Consider the following 15152-nt stretch of genomic DNA (forward strand, 5'->3'; position numbering starts at 1 on the left):
GCGGGTCACATGCGCTCCATCACCACGAAGATCGTCATGCGGGGCACGCGCGCCGCTCTTCTTGCCTGCGTTGCGAGCGCAGCCCTGTTCGCGGCCCCCGTGGCGGCGCAGCCGATACCGGGCAGCTTCGTGCTGTCGGATGTGCAGGTCGAGGGCAACCGCAGGGTCGAGGCGGAGACGGTGCGCGTCTATACCGATCTGGACCCCGGCGAAACGGTGACGCCCGCCCGCCTGAACGCGGCGGTTCAGGCGCTCTATGCCACTGGACTGTTCGAGGACGCGCAGATCCTGGTCGAAGGAAATGCCCTGCGGATCGTCGTCGTCGAAAACCCGTCGATCAACGTGATCGCGTTCGAGGGCAACGACGTCATCAGCGATGACATGTTGAACCAGAACATCGAGATCCGCCCCCGTCTGGCCTATAACCGTGCCGCGGTCGAGGCGGACGCCGCGATCATCATCGACATCTACCGTTCGGTCGGGCGGTTCGGCGCGCAGGTCAACCCCGTCATCATCGAGCGGCCGGACAACCGCGTGGACGTGGTGTTCGAGATATTCGAAGGCGACGTGACCGAGATCGAGCGGATCACCTTTGTCGGCAACGAGGTCTTCTCGGACGGTGATTTGCAGGATGTGATCGTCAGCCGTGAGGCGGGTCTGCTGTCGCAATTCTTCAGCAACGACACCTACGACCCCGGCAAGGTCCGCCTGGATGAGGAATTGCTGCGCCAGTTCTATCTGGAGAACGGCTTCGCGGAATTCGAGGTGGAAAGCTCCGTCGTCGAACTGTCCGCGGACCGGCAGGGATTTTTCCTCACCTATACCGTGACGGAGGGGCCGCGCTATACCTTTGGCGAGCTGTTCGTTGATCCACAGGTGGACGGGTTGGAAGCGGCGGATTTCGACGGCACCATTCCGGCGCGGCCCGGGGACGGCTTCGACCAGCGTGTGGTGGACGACGCCATCGAGAATATTCTTGAGATCACCGGCCAAATGGGCTTCGCCTTCGCCAATGTCGTTCCGCGTGTGCGCCAGAATGTCGAGGAGCGGACCGTGGACGTCGCGTTCGAGATCGTGGACGGCGACCGTGTCTTCGTCGAGCGGATCGACATCAGTGGCAACACAGCGACGCTGGACCGTGTGATCCGGCGCGAATTCGATCTGATCGAAGGTGATGCCTTCAACGCCTCCTCCGTGCGTGAGACCGCCGACCGCCTACGCAGCACCGGCTATTTCGGTGACGTGTCGGTGGAAGTTCAGGAAGGCTCCGCTCCGGATCGTGCCATCATTGAAACCGTGGTGGAGGAGCGCCTGACCGGATCCGTGAATTTCGGTGTGGCATATTCCTCCGCCTCGGGTGTCGGGGGAACGGTCGCTCTTTCGGAAAACAACTTCCTTGGTCGGGGTCAGTATGCCGCCATCGAATTTTCGACTGGAACGGATGAGAACGTCTACAGCCTGGCGTTTACCGAGCCGCGCTTTCTGGATCGAGAGGTCTCCGCAGGGTTTGATCTGTACTTCCGCGAAGTCGATCGCGACACGTCGAATTTCGATGAGACGAATATCGGGTTCGATCCGCGCGTGACCTTCCCCGTCAGCGACAACGGCACGTTGCAGCTGCGCTACCGAATTTCGCAGGATGAGATCGAGGCAAACGATTCTGTCGATGTTTCCCCCGCAATCATAGCGGATGAGGGGTCGGCGCTGACCTCCTCCATCGGATTTACCTACCTCTATGATCGGCGTAACAGCACCGCGGCCCCGACGGATGGCTATGTTCTGACCTTCACCGGCGATCTGGCAGGACTGGGCGGCGATGCACAATATCTCAAGGCGACAGCGACGGGGCGGTACTATCAAAGCTTCCGCAACGACGATATCGTCACGTTCATCGAGGGTGAGGTCGGCGCATTGGCCTCTGACTCCGACGGCTCCCGCATTACGGACCGGTTCTTCCTCGGCGGTGGCAACTTCCGTGGTTTCCAGGCCGGCGGTTTCGGTCCGCGTGATCTCGACACCACAGGTGCCACTTCGGTCGATTCCGCGCTCGGCGGCAATTATTATGCGGTCGTTCGGGCGCAGGCTTCGTTCCCGCTTGGATTGCCCGAGGAAGTTGGATTGTTCGGCGGCGTCTTTGCCAATGCCGGGTCGTTGTGGGGTCTGAACGATACGACATTCACCGACACACGCGGCACGTATACCATCGACGACAGCGCGGAAGTGCGGGCAGCGGTCGGCGTTTCGTTGTTCTGGGACAGCCCCATCGGTGCCCTGCGCATCGACTACGCCAACGCGGTCAAGACTGTCGAAGGCGATGATGAGGAGACGTTCCGTCTGACAGGCGGTCGTCGCTTCTGATGCGCTTGCATGCGCTGACCCTCGCGTTGTTTCTGGCGCTGCCGGTGGGCGGCGTCGCAGCGCAGGAGCAGCTACGCATACCGCCGCAGATCCTGGTGGTGGATCCCCGCGCCGTGTTGGAGCAATCCGAGGCGGGTCGGGAGGTGCTGGCCCTCAATCACGCCCAGCGTGTCGCCTTGCAGGCCGAGGCGGACGCGGTATCGGAACAGTTCGAGAAGGATGAATTGGAGCTTGCCGCCCGGCGTTCGCTGCTGACCCGCGAAGCGTTTGCCGAACTCGCGGAGGATTTCGACAGAAGGGTTCGCGCCGCACGCTCCGAACAGGACGCGAAGGCGGAGGACCTGATCGTAGAAATCGAGGCGCGTGAGCGTGCGTTCATCGAGGGCCTGAACCCGATCTATGCCGAAATACTCAATGAGATCGGCGGCGCCGCCGTCATTGACCTGCGCAGCGTCATCCTCGCCGATGCGCGCCTGAATATCACGCAGGAGGTGATCCGCCGTCTCGACAGTCGATCGGACAGCCCATCGGTTGACCCTGAGCAACCTGCCGAATAATCCTTTCACCATCCCATGTCGAAAAGGAACATACCGGTGACTGAGCAGACCAACCCGTTCAAGCCCACCGCCGATCTGGCGGAGATCAAGCGGATGATTCCGCACCGTTATCCGTTCCTTCTGATCGACGCTGTGCGCGATATGGTTGAGGGAAAATTCGCCGTCGGCATCAAGAACGTAACCGCCAACGAACCGCATTTCGAAGGGCATTTCCCGCAGGAGGCCGTCATGCCCGGCGTGCTTCAGATCGAGGCGCTGGCGCAAACCTCGGCCGTGCTCGTCTCCGCCTCTCTGGGTTTGATCGACAAGAATGCGCTGGTCTATTTCATGACGGTGGATGAGTGTCGTTTCCGCCGCAAGGTCGTGCCGGGCGACGTGCTGGAGTTGCAGGTCACTACGATCCGCGGGCGGGGCAAGGTCTGGAAATTCAAGGGCGAGGCCCGCGTCAACGGTGAGATCGCGACGGAATGCGTCTTTGCGGCGATGATCGTTCCGCCCGAGGAAGGCTGATGGCCATTGCCCCCGACGCCACGGTTCATCCCACCTCGATCATCGAGGAGGGCGCAATCATCGGCTCACAATGTGTGATCGGTCCATTTTGCGTGATCGGGCCTGAGGTGGTGCTGGGCGAGCGTGTGCATCTGTTCTCTCACGTCGTGGTGGCCGGACTGACCGAGATCGGGGATGAGACGCGCGTCTGGCCCTTCGCGTCGATCGGGCATCAGCCGCAGGATCTGAAATTCTCCGGTGAGCGGACTAGGATTCGGATCGGCAAGCGCAACATGATCCGCGAGTCGACGTCGATCAATCCGGGCACCGCGGGTGGCAGCGGCATAACCATCCTCGGGGACGACAACCTGATGATGCTGGGCACGCATGTCGGCCATGACTGCAATCTGGGCAATCGGATCGTTCTGGCCAACAACGCTGCAATCGCAGGGCATTGCGTGCTGGAGGACAACGTTATCGTCGGCGGTCAGTCCGGCGTGCATCAGTTCGTGCATATCGGGCAGGGCGCGATGATCGGCGCCGTGTCTATGGTAACGAAGGACGTGATCCCCTACGGCTCCGTCGTGGGCAATCGGGGAAGTTTGGCCGGCCTTAACATCACCGGGTTGAAACGACGCGGCGTGGAGCGGGCGCGACTTCATGCCCTGCGGGCCGCCTATCAGGCGATATTCGTCGATGGCACGGGAACTCTGCATGAGCGGGCACGACGAACCGCCGATGATCACCCGGACAACGCGTTGGTTCAGCAGATCACAGGCTTCATTCTGTCGGAGCATGCGCGCTCTGTCGCCACGCCGTGACTGGGCCCGGCCCGGCGACGCCGCTGGGAATCATCGCCGGGCGCGGCGCATTGCCGCGACTGGTGGCGGAGGCGCGGGCGCAGGCAGGGCTGCCTTACATGATCGTCGGTCTGAACGGCTTCGTCGGGGATTGGGTTCACGACCACCCGCATGAGATTCAGGCGATTACCGCCGTCCGGCGCATCCTGAATGCCCTCGCCACGGCTGGATGTACGCATGTCACGATGGCTGGCGGCGTGGAAAGGCCCGTGGTCAATCCGCTCAAGCTCGACGGCAAGGCATTGACCTGGCTGCCAAAATTGCTACCCGCCTTGCGCAAGGGGGACGACGCGCTACTGCGCACCGTTCGTGGTCTGTTGGAGGCAGAGGGCCTGATCCTGATCGGCGCGGACCAGATTGTTCCACTGACCTGGACTGAGGATGTGCCAACCCTTGCGAAGCCGAGCGCCGACAGTGCCTCCGACGTGGCGAAGGCTGAGGCGATTCTGGCCGCGCTGGCCGCACATGATGTCGGGCAGGGGGCGGTGGTGCACCGGGGACTTACCCTGGGTATCGAGACGCTGTTTGGCACGGATCACATGCTGGAGATGATTGGCCAGGTCCGCTCGGATCACGGTGGGGTTCTGGTCAAACGGCTCAAACAGGGACAGGACCGCGCGATTGACATGCCTGCAATCGGCCCACAAACGGTTGAAAATGCTGTCCGCGCCGGTCTGGATGGCATCGTGATCGAGGCAAATGGCGTCCTGATCCTGGACCGTGACGCGACCGTTGCGGCGGCGGATGAGGCGGGGCTTTTCATATGGATCAAACCATGAAGGTATTCCTGATCGCGGGTGAGCCGTCGGGCGACAAGCTGGGCGCGGCGCTGATGGCTGGCCTGAAAACAGTGGTCCCTCGGGTCGAGTTTCACGGCATCGGCGGCCCCCTGATGCAGGCGGAGGGGCTGGACAGCCTGTTCCCGATGGAAGAGTTGAGCGTTATGGGCCTGATCGAGGTTCTGCCGCGACTGCGCAATCTGTTCAAACGGCGTGACGAGGCGGCTCAGGCCGTGCTCAACCTGAACCCGGACGCGCTTATCACCATCGACAGCCCGGATTTCTGCCTGCGCGTGGCGGCCAAGGTGCGTGAGGACCGCGCCTTGCCGGTGATTCACTATGTCGCGCCCTCGGTCTGGGTCTGGCGGGCGGGCCGTGCCGCGAAGATGGCGCGGTATGTCGATCACGTGCTGGCCTTGCTGCCCTTCGAGCCGCCTTACATGCGCGCCGCCGGAATGACCTGCGATTTCGTTGGTCACCCCGTCGTGGCCGAGCCGCAACCGACCCCGGCGCAGATGGAGGCGCTGCGACAAGAATTGGGCATCGCGGACGGAATGCGCATTCTGGCGGTTTTGCCCGGTTCGCGCCGTGGTGAGGTCAGCCGTCTTGCGGCTCCATTCGGGGCGACGTTGGGTCTGCTGAACCATAATGACCTGCATGTCGTCGTGCCAACGGTCGCCCATGTTCACGATCAAGTCGTGGGGGAGGTCGAAAACTGGCCCTTCCGCGCGACGATTCTTGATCCGCACGGACATGCCCCCGCAGATGCGCAGGCACGCAAACGCGCCTTGTTCCATATGGCGGATGCGGCGCTGGCAGCGTCTGGCACCGTGGGGCTGGAATTGGCGATGGCGGGGTGCCCCTCGGTGATCGCCTACCGTATGTCCCCGATCAGTTCGTTCATCGTCAAACGAATGGTGAAGACGAAATATGTCAATCTCGTCAACGTGTTGCTGCAGCGCGCAGCAGTGCCTGAGGTCTTGCTGGAGAACTGCACGCCGCAAAATATTGCAGCGGCATTGCGCCCTATTCTTGACGACCCCGCAGTCGCGGCGGCGCAGCGCAGTGATCTGATGCAGGCGATGACTATGCTTGGCACAGCCGAGGATGAACCCGGCATTCGCGCAGCGCGTTCCGTCGTGGCGGCGGTGGAGCGGCTGGCACCGTAGAGCCGGTCCCATACCGCAATGCAAATGGGGCGCCCCGAAGGACGCCCCCAAATATCAGCGGTTTTCGACGTTGATGTAATCGCGATGTGCCGCGCCGGTGTAAAGCTGGCGCGGACGGCCGATTTTCTGCTTCTCGTCGGCGATCATTTCCTTCCACTGAGAGATCCAGCCCACGGTCCGCGACAGTGCGAAGATCGGAGTGAACATGGACGTGGGGAAGCCCATCGCGTCGAGGATGATGCCGGAATAGAAATCAACGTTGGGATAGAGTTTCCGATCTACGAAATACGGATCCTCCAGCGCGATCTTCTCCAGTTCCTTGGCAACCTGAAGCGTCGGGTTATTCTCGACGCCGAGCAGGGCGAGCACCTCGTCCGCGCTTTCCTTCATCACCTTGGCACGCGGGTCGAAGTTCTTGTAGACCCGGTGGCCGAAGCCCATCAAACGGAAGGGATCGTCCTTGTCCTTCGCCCTTGCGATGAACTCGGGGATACGGTCCACCGAACCGACTTCGCGCAGCATGTTCAGCGCAGCCTCGTTCGCGCCGCCATGAGCGGGCCCCCACAGACATGCAACACCCGCGGCGATGCAGGCGAACGGGTTGGCGCCCGACGACCCGGCAAGGCGGACGGTGGAGGTCGAGGCGTTTTGCTCGTGATCCGCGTGCAGGGTAAAGATGCGATCCATTGCGCGCGCCAGGATCGGATCGACGACATATTCCTCCGCCGGAACCGCGAAGCACATGCGCAGGAAGTTCGAGGCGTAATCCAGCGTGTTGTCGGGGTAAACGAAGGGCTGTCCGACCGAATACTTGTAGGCCCAGGCGGTGATCGTCGGCAGCTTTGCGATCATGCGAATCGACGCGACCTCACGCTGCCACGGATCGTTCACATCGGTGGAATCGTGATAGAATGCCGACATCGCGCCAACGACGCCGCACACGATGGCCATGGGGTGCGCATCGCGCCGGAAGCCACGGAAGAAGTGCGTCATCTGCTCATGCAGCATGGTGTGGTTCGTCACGCGGTTGGTGAAATCCTCAAGCTGTTGCGCCGTCGGCAGCTCACCGTAGAGCAGCAGGTAGCACACCTCGAGGTAATGTGATTTCGCCGCCAACTGGTCGATGGGATAGCCACGGTGCAGCAACTCACCCTTGTCACCGTCAATGAAGGTGATCGCGCTTTCGCACGCCGCGGTGGAGGTAAAGCCCGGATCGAAGGTGAACACGTCGGCCTGAGCATACAGCTTGGAGATATCCACGACATCCGGCCCGAGGGTCGGGCTCATTACGCCAAGTTCGAGATCCTTGCCGTTGACGTTGAGTTTAGCGGTCTTGTTGTCGGTCATTCGTACGTCCCTGTCCTACGGGCAGGCAAAGGCCCCGCCTCGGTGTTCTATATGTCCGGGGGAGCGATCCCCCTGGGCCGAATCACATCGGCACCCCGATGGCCCGTACCTCAACCGGCAGCGAGCACGTCGTCGATCCGCGCCAGGCTCTCCTCCCGCCCCAGATGGACGAGCACATCGAATATACTGGGAGAGGTGGAGCGACCAGTCAGAGCCGAGCGCATCGGTTGCATGACTTTGCCCAGCTTGAGCTCTTCTTCCCCGGCGAAGGCCTTGATCGTAGCCTCCAGATCAGTGTGCGTCCAAGTAACATTCCGCAACCGCTCAGTCAATCTTTCCAGCATACCACGGGATACATCATCGATCTGCGAGGCCGCCTTGGCATCCATCTCGAGAGGCCGTGAGGTCAGAAGATAGTGACCCATTTCAATAAGATCGGGCAGTTTCTTCGCCCTCTCTTTCAGGGCGGGCATCGCCTGGGTCAGGCTTTCGCGGATTTCGGGGCCGGGAACGGGCATTTGTTGCAGCGCCATATAGTCCGTTAGCAGTTGCGTCAGGTCCGCGTCATCCATCGCGCGGATGTGCTGACCGGACAGGTTGTCGAGCTTTTTGAAGTCGAATCGCGCGGCCCCCTTGGAAATCGCGTCCAACCCGAACCATTCGATCGCCTGCGCAGTCGTGAAGAACTCATCGTCGCCGTGGCTCCAACTCAACCGTGCGAGGTAATTGCGCATCGCCTCGGCCGGATAGCCCATGTCGCGGTAATCCTCGACGCCGGGCGCACCGTGACGTTTCGAGAATTTCGCCCCGTCCTCACCATGGATCAGCGGGATATGCGCGTAGACCGGGCGAGGCCAGCCCATCGCATCCAGGATCAGCACCTGTCGCGCGGCATTGGTCAGGTGGTCATCGCCGCGGATCACATGCGTCACGCCCATGTCGTGATCGTCCACCACCACGGCCAGCATATAGGTCGGCGTTCCGTCCGACCGCAGCAGGATCAGATCGTCCAGCGTCTCGCTTTTCCACGCGACGCGGCCCTGAACCGCATCCTCGACGACGATTTCCCCCTCACGCGGCGCCTTGAGCCGTACGACATAGGGCGCATCGGGCAGGTCGGTCGCGTCGCGCCAGGGGGAGCGGTAGACGGTCGATGTCCCGGCTGCCTTCGCCGCGTCACGAAAGGCCGCTATCTCCTCCTGCGTGGCGAAACATTTGTAGGCGCTGCCATTTTCCAGCATCTGGTGCGCCACCTCGGCATGGCGGTCCATGCGGGCGGCCTGGCTGACCGCCTCATCGTCCCAATCCAGCCCCAGCCATTTCAAGCCGTTGAAAATGGCCTCCGTCGCTTCGGGGGTGGAGCGGGCGCGGTCCGTATCCTCGATGCGCAGCAGAAACTTGCCGCCATTTGCGCGCGCAAACAGCCAGTTGAACAGCGCCGTGCGTGCGCCGCCGATATGCAGGAAGCCCGTGGGCGATGGGGCGAAGCGCGTGACGACAGGGGTGTTCATGAGGCGTTAACTTTCCGGTAACCATACGGGATCGAAGATGCTCCCCGTGTTTAATGCAATCGCGCTCCCGCCGACAAGGCGCTCGGCTCTGACATGGCTGGATGAAGCCCTCGAACCGCAACGTCGCCAGTTGGTTCTGTGGGTGCCTGTGCTGTTCGGTATCGGCATAGGTATCTATTTCGCGTGGCCGTCCGAACCGACGATCTGGCACGCCATGCTGGTCCTGATCGGGGCGGGGCTGTGTTTGCTGGGATATCGGGGCGGGTTGAGCGCGGGTGCGCTTGCTTTCCTCATCGCCATTCCGTGCCTTGGATTCGTCAACGCAACGCTGAGGACACAGATCGTCAGCCATCCGGTGTTGGAGCGCGATTTCTACGGCACGATATCGGGGCGGGTGATTGATATAGGCCGCTCCGCTTCAGGCAATCCACGCCTCTTGCTTGATGAAGTGATCCTCTATGGTGGCCCCCCGGTCGCACGGGTGCGCATTTCGCTCACCGGGGCGGAGGGCTTGCCGCCTGCAATTGCCGGGCGCACGGTGATGCTGACGGCGCGCATCGGCCCCCCGGGCGGGCCGGTCTCACCCGGTGGGTTCGATTTCAGACGGCTGGCATGGTTCGAACGGCTCAGCGCCGTGGGCTATACCGAATTACCGGCGATGGTGTTGGAGGACGGGCCGAGCGCACCAATTTTTCGAGCGCGCATGGCGCTGGCGGATGGGATCCGGGCCGAAATGCGCGAACCTGCGGCAGGTTTCGCGGCGGCGATCCTGACAGGGGATCGGTCCACCGTGGATCAGGAGGTCTTGCGGGATCTCAGAGCATCCAATCTGGCACATCTTCTGGCGATCTCGGGCCTGCACATGGGTCTGCTGACCGCGTTCGTGTTTGCGGTGGTGCGCCGTGGGCTGGCTCTGATCCCCGGTCTGGCTGTGCGATATCCCATCAAGAAATGGGGTGCCGTGGCGGCGCTGATCGCCGGAGCGGGCTACCTGGTGCTGTCCGGCGCCTCGGTCCCGACGCAACGTGCCTTTGTCATGGTCGCGGTGGTCCTGACGGCGGTTCTGCTGGACCGGCCCGCCTTTACCCTGCGCGGTGTGGCCCTTGCGGCAATGTTGATCCTGCTGGTCAGACCGGAGAGCCTGTTGCAAGCCGGATTCCAGCTCTCATTCGCGGCGACCGCTGCATTGGTGGCGGTGTTCGAGGCCTTGCGCGGGTTCACCTGGTGGCGGGACGAAGGAAAGGGCTGGGTCAGCCGGTATCGCGCCGGTATCGCGCTGCTCATCACGTCCAGCGTTGCGGGTCTGGCGACGGCACCCCTGGGCGCGTTCCATTTCAATCAGGTGTCGCAACTGGGGCTGATCGCAAACCTGATGGCCGTGCCTCTGATGGGCGCGGTCATCATGCCGGCGGGGGTTCTTGCGGGGTGCCTCGCACTGATCGGGATGGAGGCAGTCGCCCTTTGGGTAATGGCCTTCGGGATCGAGACCGTTCTGGGTGTCGCCCATTGGGTGGCGGGGCTGGACGGTGCGACCCGAGGTGTCAAGGCGGGGCCGGGGTACGTCCTGCCGATGATCAGCTTGGGCGGCATTTGGTCGATCCTCTGGCGCGGAGCGGGGCGATGGGTGGGGGTGATTCTGTTCAGTCTCGCCGCATGGTTATGGTTCGATAGTGAGCGACCCGAGGTCCTGATCACCGCCAGCGGTCGCTTGATCGGGGTAATGACCGAGGATGATCGCGCACTCAGTCGCGCGTCCGGTAACAGCTTCGCGGCGCGCAGCTGGCTGGCGGATGATGGCGATGATGCATCACAGGCAGCGGCTGCGCAAAGATGGACAGCGCAGAGCGGGCAGGGCTGGCAAAAGGTGGACCTGACAAACGGGTGGCAGTTAATCCAGATATCGAGCCGCAGTCGCTGGCCCGCCGATCTGCCGGAATGCGATGATCACACGATCCTGATCGCGACAGCATGGTCGCCCGATTTGCCCTTGCCGCCGTCCACGCAAACATGCGGGCAGGTGTGGCGTCGCGATCCGCTGCGCGCAACGAAAGGGGTTGCCTACTGGCTGAGCGATGACGGCTTCGACCTTGCCACGGTGGCAGGGCATGAGGCGGCGCGGCCCTGGACCGCAACAGGTCAGTAGGTTCGGATCAGCCCGACGAGACGCCCCTGCACCTTTACCTGATCATCGCGATAGACGCGCGTCTCATAGGCAGGGTTCGCGGCCTCCAACGCCACGGCGCTGCCGCGCTTGCGCAGACGCTTCAGCGTCGCCTCCTGATCCTCGACCAGCGCGACGACGATGTCACCGTTGTTCGCATCGTCCTGTTCCTGGATCACCACGATATCGCCATCGTTGATGCCGGCGTCCTTCATCGAATCGCCCTTGACCTCCAGCGCGTAGTGGCGACCGCCGCGCTGGATCATGCCGCCGGGGACGGAAACGTGGCTGGCGACCTGCTGAATCGCCTCGATCGGCGTACCGGCCGCGATCCGGCCCATCACCTGCAACTCGATCGAGTCGCCAGCGCGTACTTTCAGTGCGGCGGGGGGCATTTCGCTCAACCCGCCGGGAATGGCAGTGGGGCGGAAGCCGGAGGGTTCCGCGCTGTCGGGCATACGCACGATTTCGATCGCCCGGGCGCGATGGGCGAGGCGGCGGATGAAGCCCCGTTCCTCCAGCGCTGTAATCAGCCTGTGAATTCCGGACTTGGAGCGAAGATCCAGCGCCTCCTTCATCTCATCGAAAGAGGGGGAAACGCCGTCCTTCTGGACACGGGCATGGATGAAGTTGAGCAGATCGAGCTGCTTGCGCGTCAGCATCATAAAACTCCCTGTCATCGCGTTCGCCGCATCAAGGGTCACAGGACAATGCGACGATCAAAAGCGATCGTTCCTGATGGTTCTATAAAAGTTCTCGTTTTGTGTCAACGGCCGCGCGTCCTCAATCCAGATGGATTGTCGCTACCATATCACCGATTTCACGCGGTGGATCGTTGGGCGGGCGCACGACCAATGTGTCGGCGGCGTCCAGAACGCTCAGCAATGCGCTGTCCTGCCGTTGGAATATGCGCACTTTTTCACCGACGCGCACGGCGCGCATGTAATGTTCCCGATCCCCATTCGGGCCGACTGCTTCGGCGAGGGGGCGCTGCGTTCGCGGCAGGGCATCGCCATTGCCGCCCAGCATCAGGTCGAGCGCGGGGCGCAGGAAAATCTGCGCGCATACAAAGGCGGACACGGGATTGCCCGGCAGGCCGATCATCACCGCCTGTCCCAGACGCCCCGCCATCAGCGGTTTGCCGGGGCGCATGGCAACCTTGTAGAAATCCAGCGCCAGACCCGCCTCACTCGCGACCTGAGCGACCAGATCGTGATCGCCCACCGATGCGCCGCCCAATGTGACGATCATGTCGGCACCGCTGGCCAAATCCAGAACATCACGCAGACCTTCAGTCGTATCGGGCGCAATGGGAAGGATTCGCGCGATGCCGCCTGCGGCCTCAACGATGGCGGCAACGGCGTAGATGTTGGAGCTGACGATCTGATCCGGGCCGGGAACCTCACCCGGTACAACCAGTTCGTCGCCCGTCGCGATCAGTGCGATCACCGGGCGTCGATAGACGGGGACCTCAGGAACGTTCATCGCGGCCAACAGGGCAAGGCGCGCCGGGGTGATCCGGCCGGGTTGCACGCGATCGCCCTCGGTGAAATCGCCTCCTGCGGGGCGAATGTTGCGCCCGTCCCCGGTCTGATTGATCGTGATGTGGTCGCTGGAACGGCTGACATCCTCCTGAATGACGACCCGTTCAGCCCCCTCGGGAACGGGTGCGCCGGTGAAGATGCGCACCGCGCAGCCCGCCGCCAGATCGCCGGTATACCCACGACCCGCCTGAGATTCGCCGATGACCCGGAGCGTAGCGCCGAGCGTTGCATCGACATCCCGCACCGCATAGCCATCCATGGCCGAAGCCGCAAAGGGCGGCTGAGTGCGTCGCGCCGCGACCGAGCGCGCCAGAATGCGGTTCGTGCTGTCACGCAGAAACACATCCTCCACCGGCATCGTTGTGATCAATGCGCGGATACGCTGCAATGCCTCTTGAACAGGGATCATTCCGCCTCGAACCGTCCGGATTTGCCGCCATCCTTGTAGGTCAGTCGGATATCGGTGATCTGCATGTCCTTTTGCACCGCCTTGAGCATGTCATAGACGGTCAGCGCGGCGACGGTGACGGCGCTCAACGCCTCCATCTCCACCCCGGTGCGACCGGTTGTGCGCACAGTCGCCGAAATCTCGACGCCCGATGCGGAGAGGTCGAGGTCGAGTGAGACCTTGGACAAGGGCAGAGGATGGCAGAGCGGGATCAGGTCTGCGGTCTTCTTGGCGGCCATGATCCCGGCAAGTCGTGCGACGGCCAGAACGTCGCCCTTCTTGGCGGTGCCGTCACGGACCAGCGCGCGGGTTTCCTCGGACATCACGACCGAACCGCGCGCGGTGGCGGTGCGGGTGGTGACCTCCTTGTCCGTCACGTCAACCATATGGGCGTCACCCTTGGCGTCGAAATGCGTCAGGCTCATGTCGTGGCCCCCATCGGCACCGGGTTCGAAAGCAGGGTGCGGGTCGCGACCTCGACATCCGGCTGGCGCATCAGGCTTTCCCCGATCAGGAAGGCGCGCGCGCCGTAGCCGGACAGGGTCGCGAGATCCCCCGCAGTGGACATGCCGCTTTCGGAAACCAGAATCCGGTCCGCCGGAACCTGCGCCGCCAGATCGCGCGTCGTCTCAAGAGACGTCTCGAACGTCTTGAGATTTCGGTTATTTATGCCAATCAGGGGGGAGCGTAAGGCGAGGGCGCGCTCCAGTTCCGGCGCGTCGTGCACCTCGATCAGGGCGGACATGTTCCATTCCTCGGCCGCGGCCTCCAGCTCCACCGCTTGCGCGTCGGATACGCTGGCCATGATGATGAGGATGCAATCGGCGCCGAGGCTGCGCGCCTCCGCCACTTGCCAAGGATCGTACATGAAATCCTTGCGCAGCACCGGCAGATCGACAGCAGCGCGTGCAGCGATGAGGAAATCCTCATGCCCCTGAAAACTGGGCGCATCTGTCAGAACGCTGAGGCACGTCGCCCCACCCGCCTGATATGCGGCGGCCAGCGCGGCGGGCTGAAAATCCTCACGGATCAACCCCTTCGACGGGCTGGCCTTCTTTACCTCCGCGATCAGGGCATAATCGCCCTGCGCGATGCGGGTCTGTATCGCACCTGCAAAGTCGCGAACCGGCGATGCCTGCCGGGCGAGAGCCTCGATTTCACCCTGCGGGCAGCGGGCCTTTCGCGCGGCGATCTCGTCGAGCTTGTAGGCTTTGATACGGTCCAGAACATTGGTCATGGGGTCACCTTTACGCCGGGGCGTGCGGCTTGAAAAGCCTGTCCGGCCCAGTCGATGGGGGACTCACCTCGCGCCTTCAGCCAGGTGTTCACGCGGCTAAAGGGACGGGACCCGAAAAACCCGCGTCGGGCTGACAGGGGCGAGGGGTGCGCCGTTTCGATCATCAGATGGTCGCCAAGTGCGATATGGCCGCGCAACCCCTGTGCATGGCGCCCCCACAGGACGAACGCCGTCGGGCGGGTCGAGACCTCGGCCAGAACCTCCACCACCAGACGATCCCATCCCAGACGCGCGTGCGAGCCGGCCTCACCCTCACGCACGCTCAACGCGGTGTTGAGCAGCAAGACCCCCTGCGCGGCCCAGTGGGACAGATCGCCGGTGGCGGGCGCGGCGTTAATATCGTCCTGCATCTCCTTGAAGATATTACGTAAGGAACGGGGTAATGGCGAAATTTCCGCATTGACGGAAAAGGCCAGTCCGTTGCCGTGACCCGCCGTGGGATAGGGATCCTGACCCAGGATAACGACGCGGACATCCTCGGGTCGCACGGCGTCCAGCGCGGCGAAGCGCAGCGGTTCCGGGGGCAGGACGTGCTCCTGTCCGGCCAGGTGCCGCGCGATCGCCGGATAATGCGCGTCGAAGAACGAAAGATGCGACCATGCCTGAGGTATCTGCATTCCGGGGGACCTCGA

The 15152-nt window shown here is 62.8% G+C and carries 14 protein-coding genes; 7 read left to right on the forward strand and 7 right to left on the reverse strand.

The annotated features are described in order from the left end of the window. Positions 1-9 precede the first annotated feature (9 nt). From bamA to lpxB, 6 genes are read left to right on the forward strand one after another with little or no spacing between them, the layout of a single operon-like run. On the forward strand, positions 10-2358 hold the full coding sequence (bamA, locus tag H1S03_RS11705; RefSeq protein WP_185804614.1) for an outer membrane protein assembly factor BamA: 2349 nt from the start codon (positions 10-12) through the stop codon (positions 2356-2358). Further along, positions 2358-2915 carry an OmpH/Skp family outer membrane protein gene (locus tag H1S03_RS11710; RefSeq protein WP_185804615.1) on the forward strand — a complete coding sequence of 186 codons (558 nt, stop codon included), beginning with the start codon at positions 2358-2360 and terminating at the stop codon, positions 2913-2915. The genes bamA and H1S03_RS11710 overlap by 1 nt, the downstream gene beginning before the upstream one ends. A gap of 15 nt (positions 2916-2930) precedes the next feature. Continuing rightward, positions 2931-3425 carry a 3-hydroxyacyl-ACP dehydratase FabZ gene (fabZ, locus tag H1S03_RS11715; RefSeq protein WP_185804616.1) on the forward strand — a complete coding sequence of 165 codons (495 nt, stop codon included), beginning with the start codon at positions 2931-2933 and terminating at the stop codon, positions 3423-3425. Then, complete coding sequence (lpxA, locus tag H1S03_RS11720) at positions 3425-4225, forward strand: acyl-ACP--UDP-N-acetylglucosamine O-acyltransferase (RefSeq protein WP_185804617.1); 801 nt, start codon at positions 3425-3427, stop codon at positions 4223-4225. The genes fabZ and lpxA overlap by 1 nt, the downstream gene beginning before the upstream one ends. After that, positions 4222-5043 carry a UDP-2,3-diacylglucosamine diphosphatase LpxI domain-containing protein gene (locus H1S03_RS11725; protein WP_185804618.1) on the forward strand — a complete coding sequence of 274 codons (822 nt, stop codon included), beginning with the start codon at positions 4222-4224 and terminating at the stop codon, positions 5041-5043. Before lpxA ends, H1S03_RS11725 begins: the two co-directional genes overlap by 4 nt. Beyond that, complete coding sequence (gene lpxB / locus H1S03_RS11730; RefSeq protein WP_185804619.1) at positions 5040-6212, forward strand: lipid-A-disaccharide synthase; 1173 nt, start codon at positions 5040-5042, stop codon at positions 6210-6212. Before H1S03_RS11725 ends, lpxB begins: the two co-directional genes overlap by 4 nt. 54 nt (positions 6213-6266) lie before the next feature. Here lpxB and gltA read toward each other — a convergent pair whose 3' ends face one another. Both gltA and gltX read right to left on the reverse strand, forming a co-directional pair. After that, positions 6267-7559: a citrate synthase gene (gene gltA, locus H1S03_RS11735; RefSeq protein WP_185804620.1), complete on the reverse strand. Its 1293-nt coding sequence runs from the start codon at positions 7557-7559 to the stop codon at positions 6267-6269. Positions 7560-7669: 110 nt separating this feature from the next. Continuing rightward, entirely contained in the window at positions 7670-9070 is a 1401-nt protein-coding gene (gltX, locus tag H1S03_RS11740) for a glutamate--tRNA ligase (protein ID WP_185804621.1), read from the reverse strand. 46 nt (positions 9071-9116) lie between these two features. On the opposite strand from gltX, the gene H1S03_RS11745 reads away from it, so the two are divergent. Beyond that, entirely contained in the window at positions 9117-11213 is a 2097-nt protein-coding gene (locus tag H1S03_RS11745; RefSeq protein WP_221892689.1) for a ComEC/Rec2 family competence protein, read from the forward strand. On the opposite strand, the gene lexA is transcribed toward H1S03_RS11745, so the two are convergent. The 5 genes from lexA to H1S03_RS11770 form a co-directional block, all read right to left on the reverse strand. After that, positions 11207-11893: a transcriptional repressor LexA gene (lexA, locus tag H1S03_RS11750; protein ID WP_185804623.1), complete on the reverse strand. Its 687-nt coding sequence runs from the start codon at positions 11891-11893 to the stop codon at positions 11207-11209. The genes H1S03_RS11745 and lexA overlap by 7 nt on opposite strands. Positions 11894-12014: 121 nt before the next feature. Then, positions 12015-13184, reverse strand: a complete 1170-nt coding sequence (locus tag H1S03_RS11755; protein ID WP_185804624.1) for a molybdopterin molybdotransferase MoeA — start codon at positions 13182-13184, stop codon at positions 12015-12017. Further along, positions 13181-13648 carry a cyclic pyranopterin monophosphate synthase MoaC gene (gene moaC, locus H1S03_RS11760; RefSeq protein ID WP_185804625.1) on the reverse strand — a complete coding sequence of 156 codons (468 nt, stop codon included), beginning with the start codon at positions 13646-13648 and terminating at the stop codon, positions 13181-13183. Before moaC ends, H1S03_RS11755 begins: the two co-directional genes overlap by 4 nt. Further along, positions 13645-14460: an indole-3-glycerol phosphate synthase TrpC gene (trpC, locus tag H1S03_RS11765; RefSeq protein WP_185804626.1), complete on the reverse strand. Its 816-nt coding sequence runs from the start codon at positions 14458-14460 to the stop codon at positions 13645-13647. Before trpC ends, moaC begins: the two co-directional genes overlap by 4 nt. Then, entirely contained in the window at positions 14457-15137 is a 681-nt protein-coding gene (locus H1S03_RS11770; protein ID WP_185804627.1) for a uracil-DNA glycosylase, read from the reverse strand. Before H1S03_RS11770 ends, trpC begins: the two co-directional genes overlap by 4 nt. Positions 15138-15152: the final 15 nt, after the last annotated feature.

The organism is Pontivivens nitratireducens (assembly GCF_014235845.1).
GTDB lineage: Bacteria > Pseudomonadota > Alphaproteobacteria > Rhodobacterales > Rhodobacteraceae > Pontivivens > Pontivivens nitratireducens.

Coding starts and splice junctions, on each gene's coding strand:
- bamA (WP_185804614.1), top strand. CDS start 10: ATGCGCTCCATCACCACGAAGATCGTCATGCGGGGCACGCGCGCCGCT.
- H1S03_RS11710 (WP_185804615.1), top strand. CDS start 2,358: ATGCGCTTGCATGCGCTGACCCTCGCGTTGTTTCTGGCGCTGCCGGTG.
- fabZ (WP_185804616.1), top strand. CDS start 2,931: ATGTCGAAAAGGAACATACCGGTGACTGAGCAGACCAACCCGTTCAAG.
- lpxA (WP_185804617.1), top strand. CDS start 3,425: ATGGCCATTGCCCCCGACGCCACGGTTCATCCCACCTCGATCATCGAG.
- lpxB (WP_185804619.1), top strand. CDS start 5,040: ATGAAGGTATTCCTGATCGCGGGTGAGCCGTCGGGCGACAAGCTGGGC.
- gltA (WP_185804620.1), bottom strand. CDS start 7,559: ATGACCGACAACAAGACCGCTAAACTCAACGTCAACGGCAAGGATCTC.
- gltX (WP_185804621.1), bottom strand. CDS start 9,070: ATGAACACCCCTGTCGTCACGCGCTTCGCCCCATCGCCCACGGGCTTC.
- lexA (WP_185804623.1), bottom strand. CDS start 11,893: ATGCTGACGCGCAAGCAGCTCGATCTGCTCAACTTCATCCATGCCCGT.
- H1S03_RS11755 (WP_185804624.1), bottom strand. CDS start 13,184: ATGATCCCTGTTCAAGAGGCATTGCAGCGTATCCGCGCATTGATCACA.
- moaC (WP_185804625.1), bottom strand. CDS start 13,648: ATGAGCCTGACGCATTTCGACGCCAAGGGTGACGCCCATATGGTTGAC.
- trpC (WP_185804626.1), bottom strand. CDS start 14,460: ATGACCAATGTTCTGGACCGTATCAAAGCCTACAAGCTCGACGAGATC.
- H1S03_RS11770 (WP_185804627.1), bottom strand. CDS start 15,137: ATGCAGATACCTCAGGCATGGTCGCATCTTTCGTTCTTCGACGCGCAT.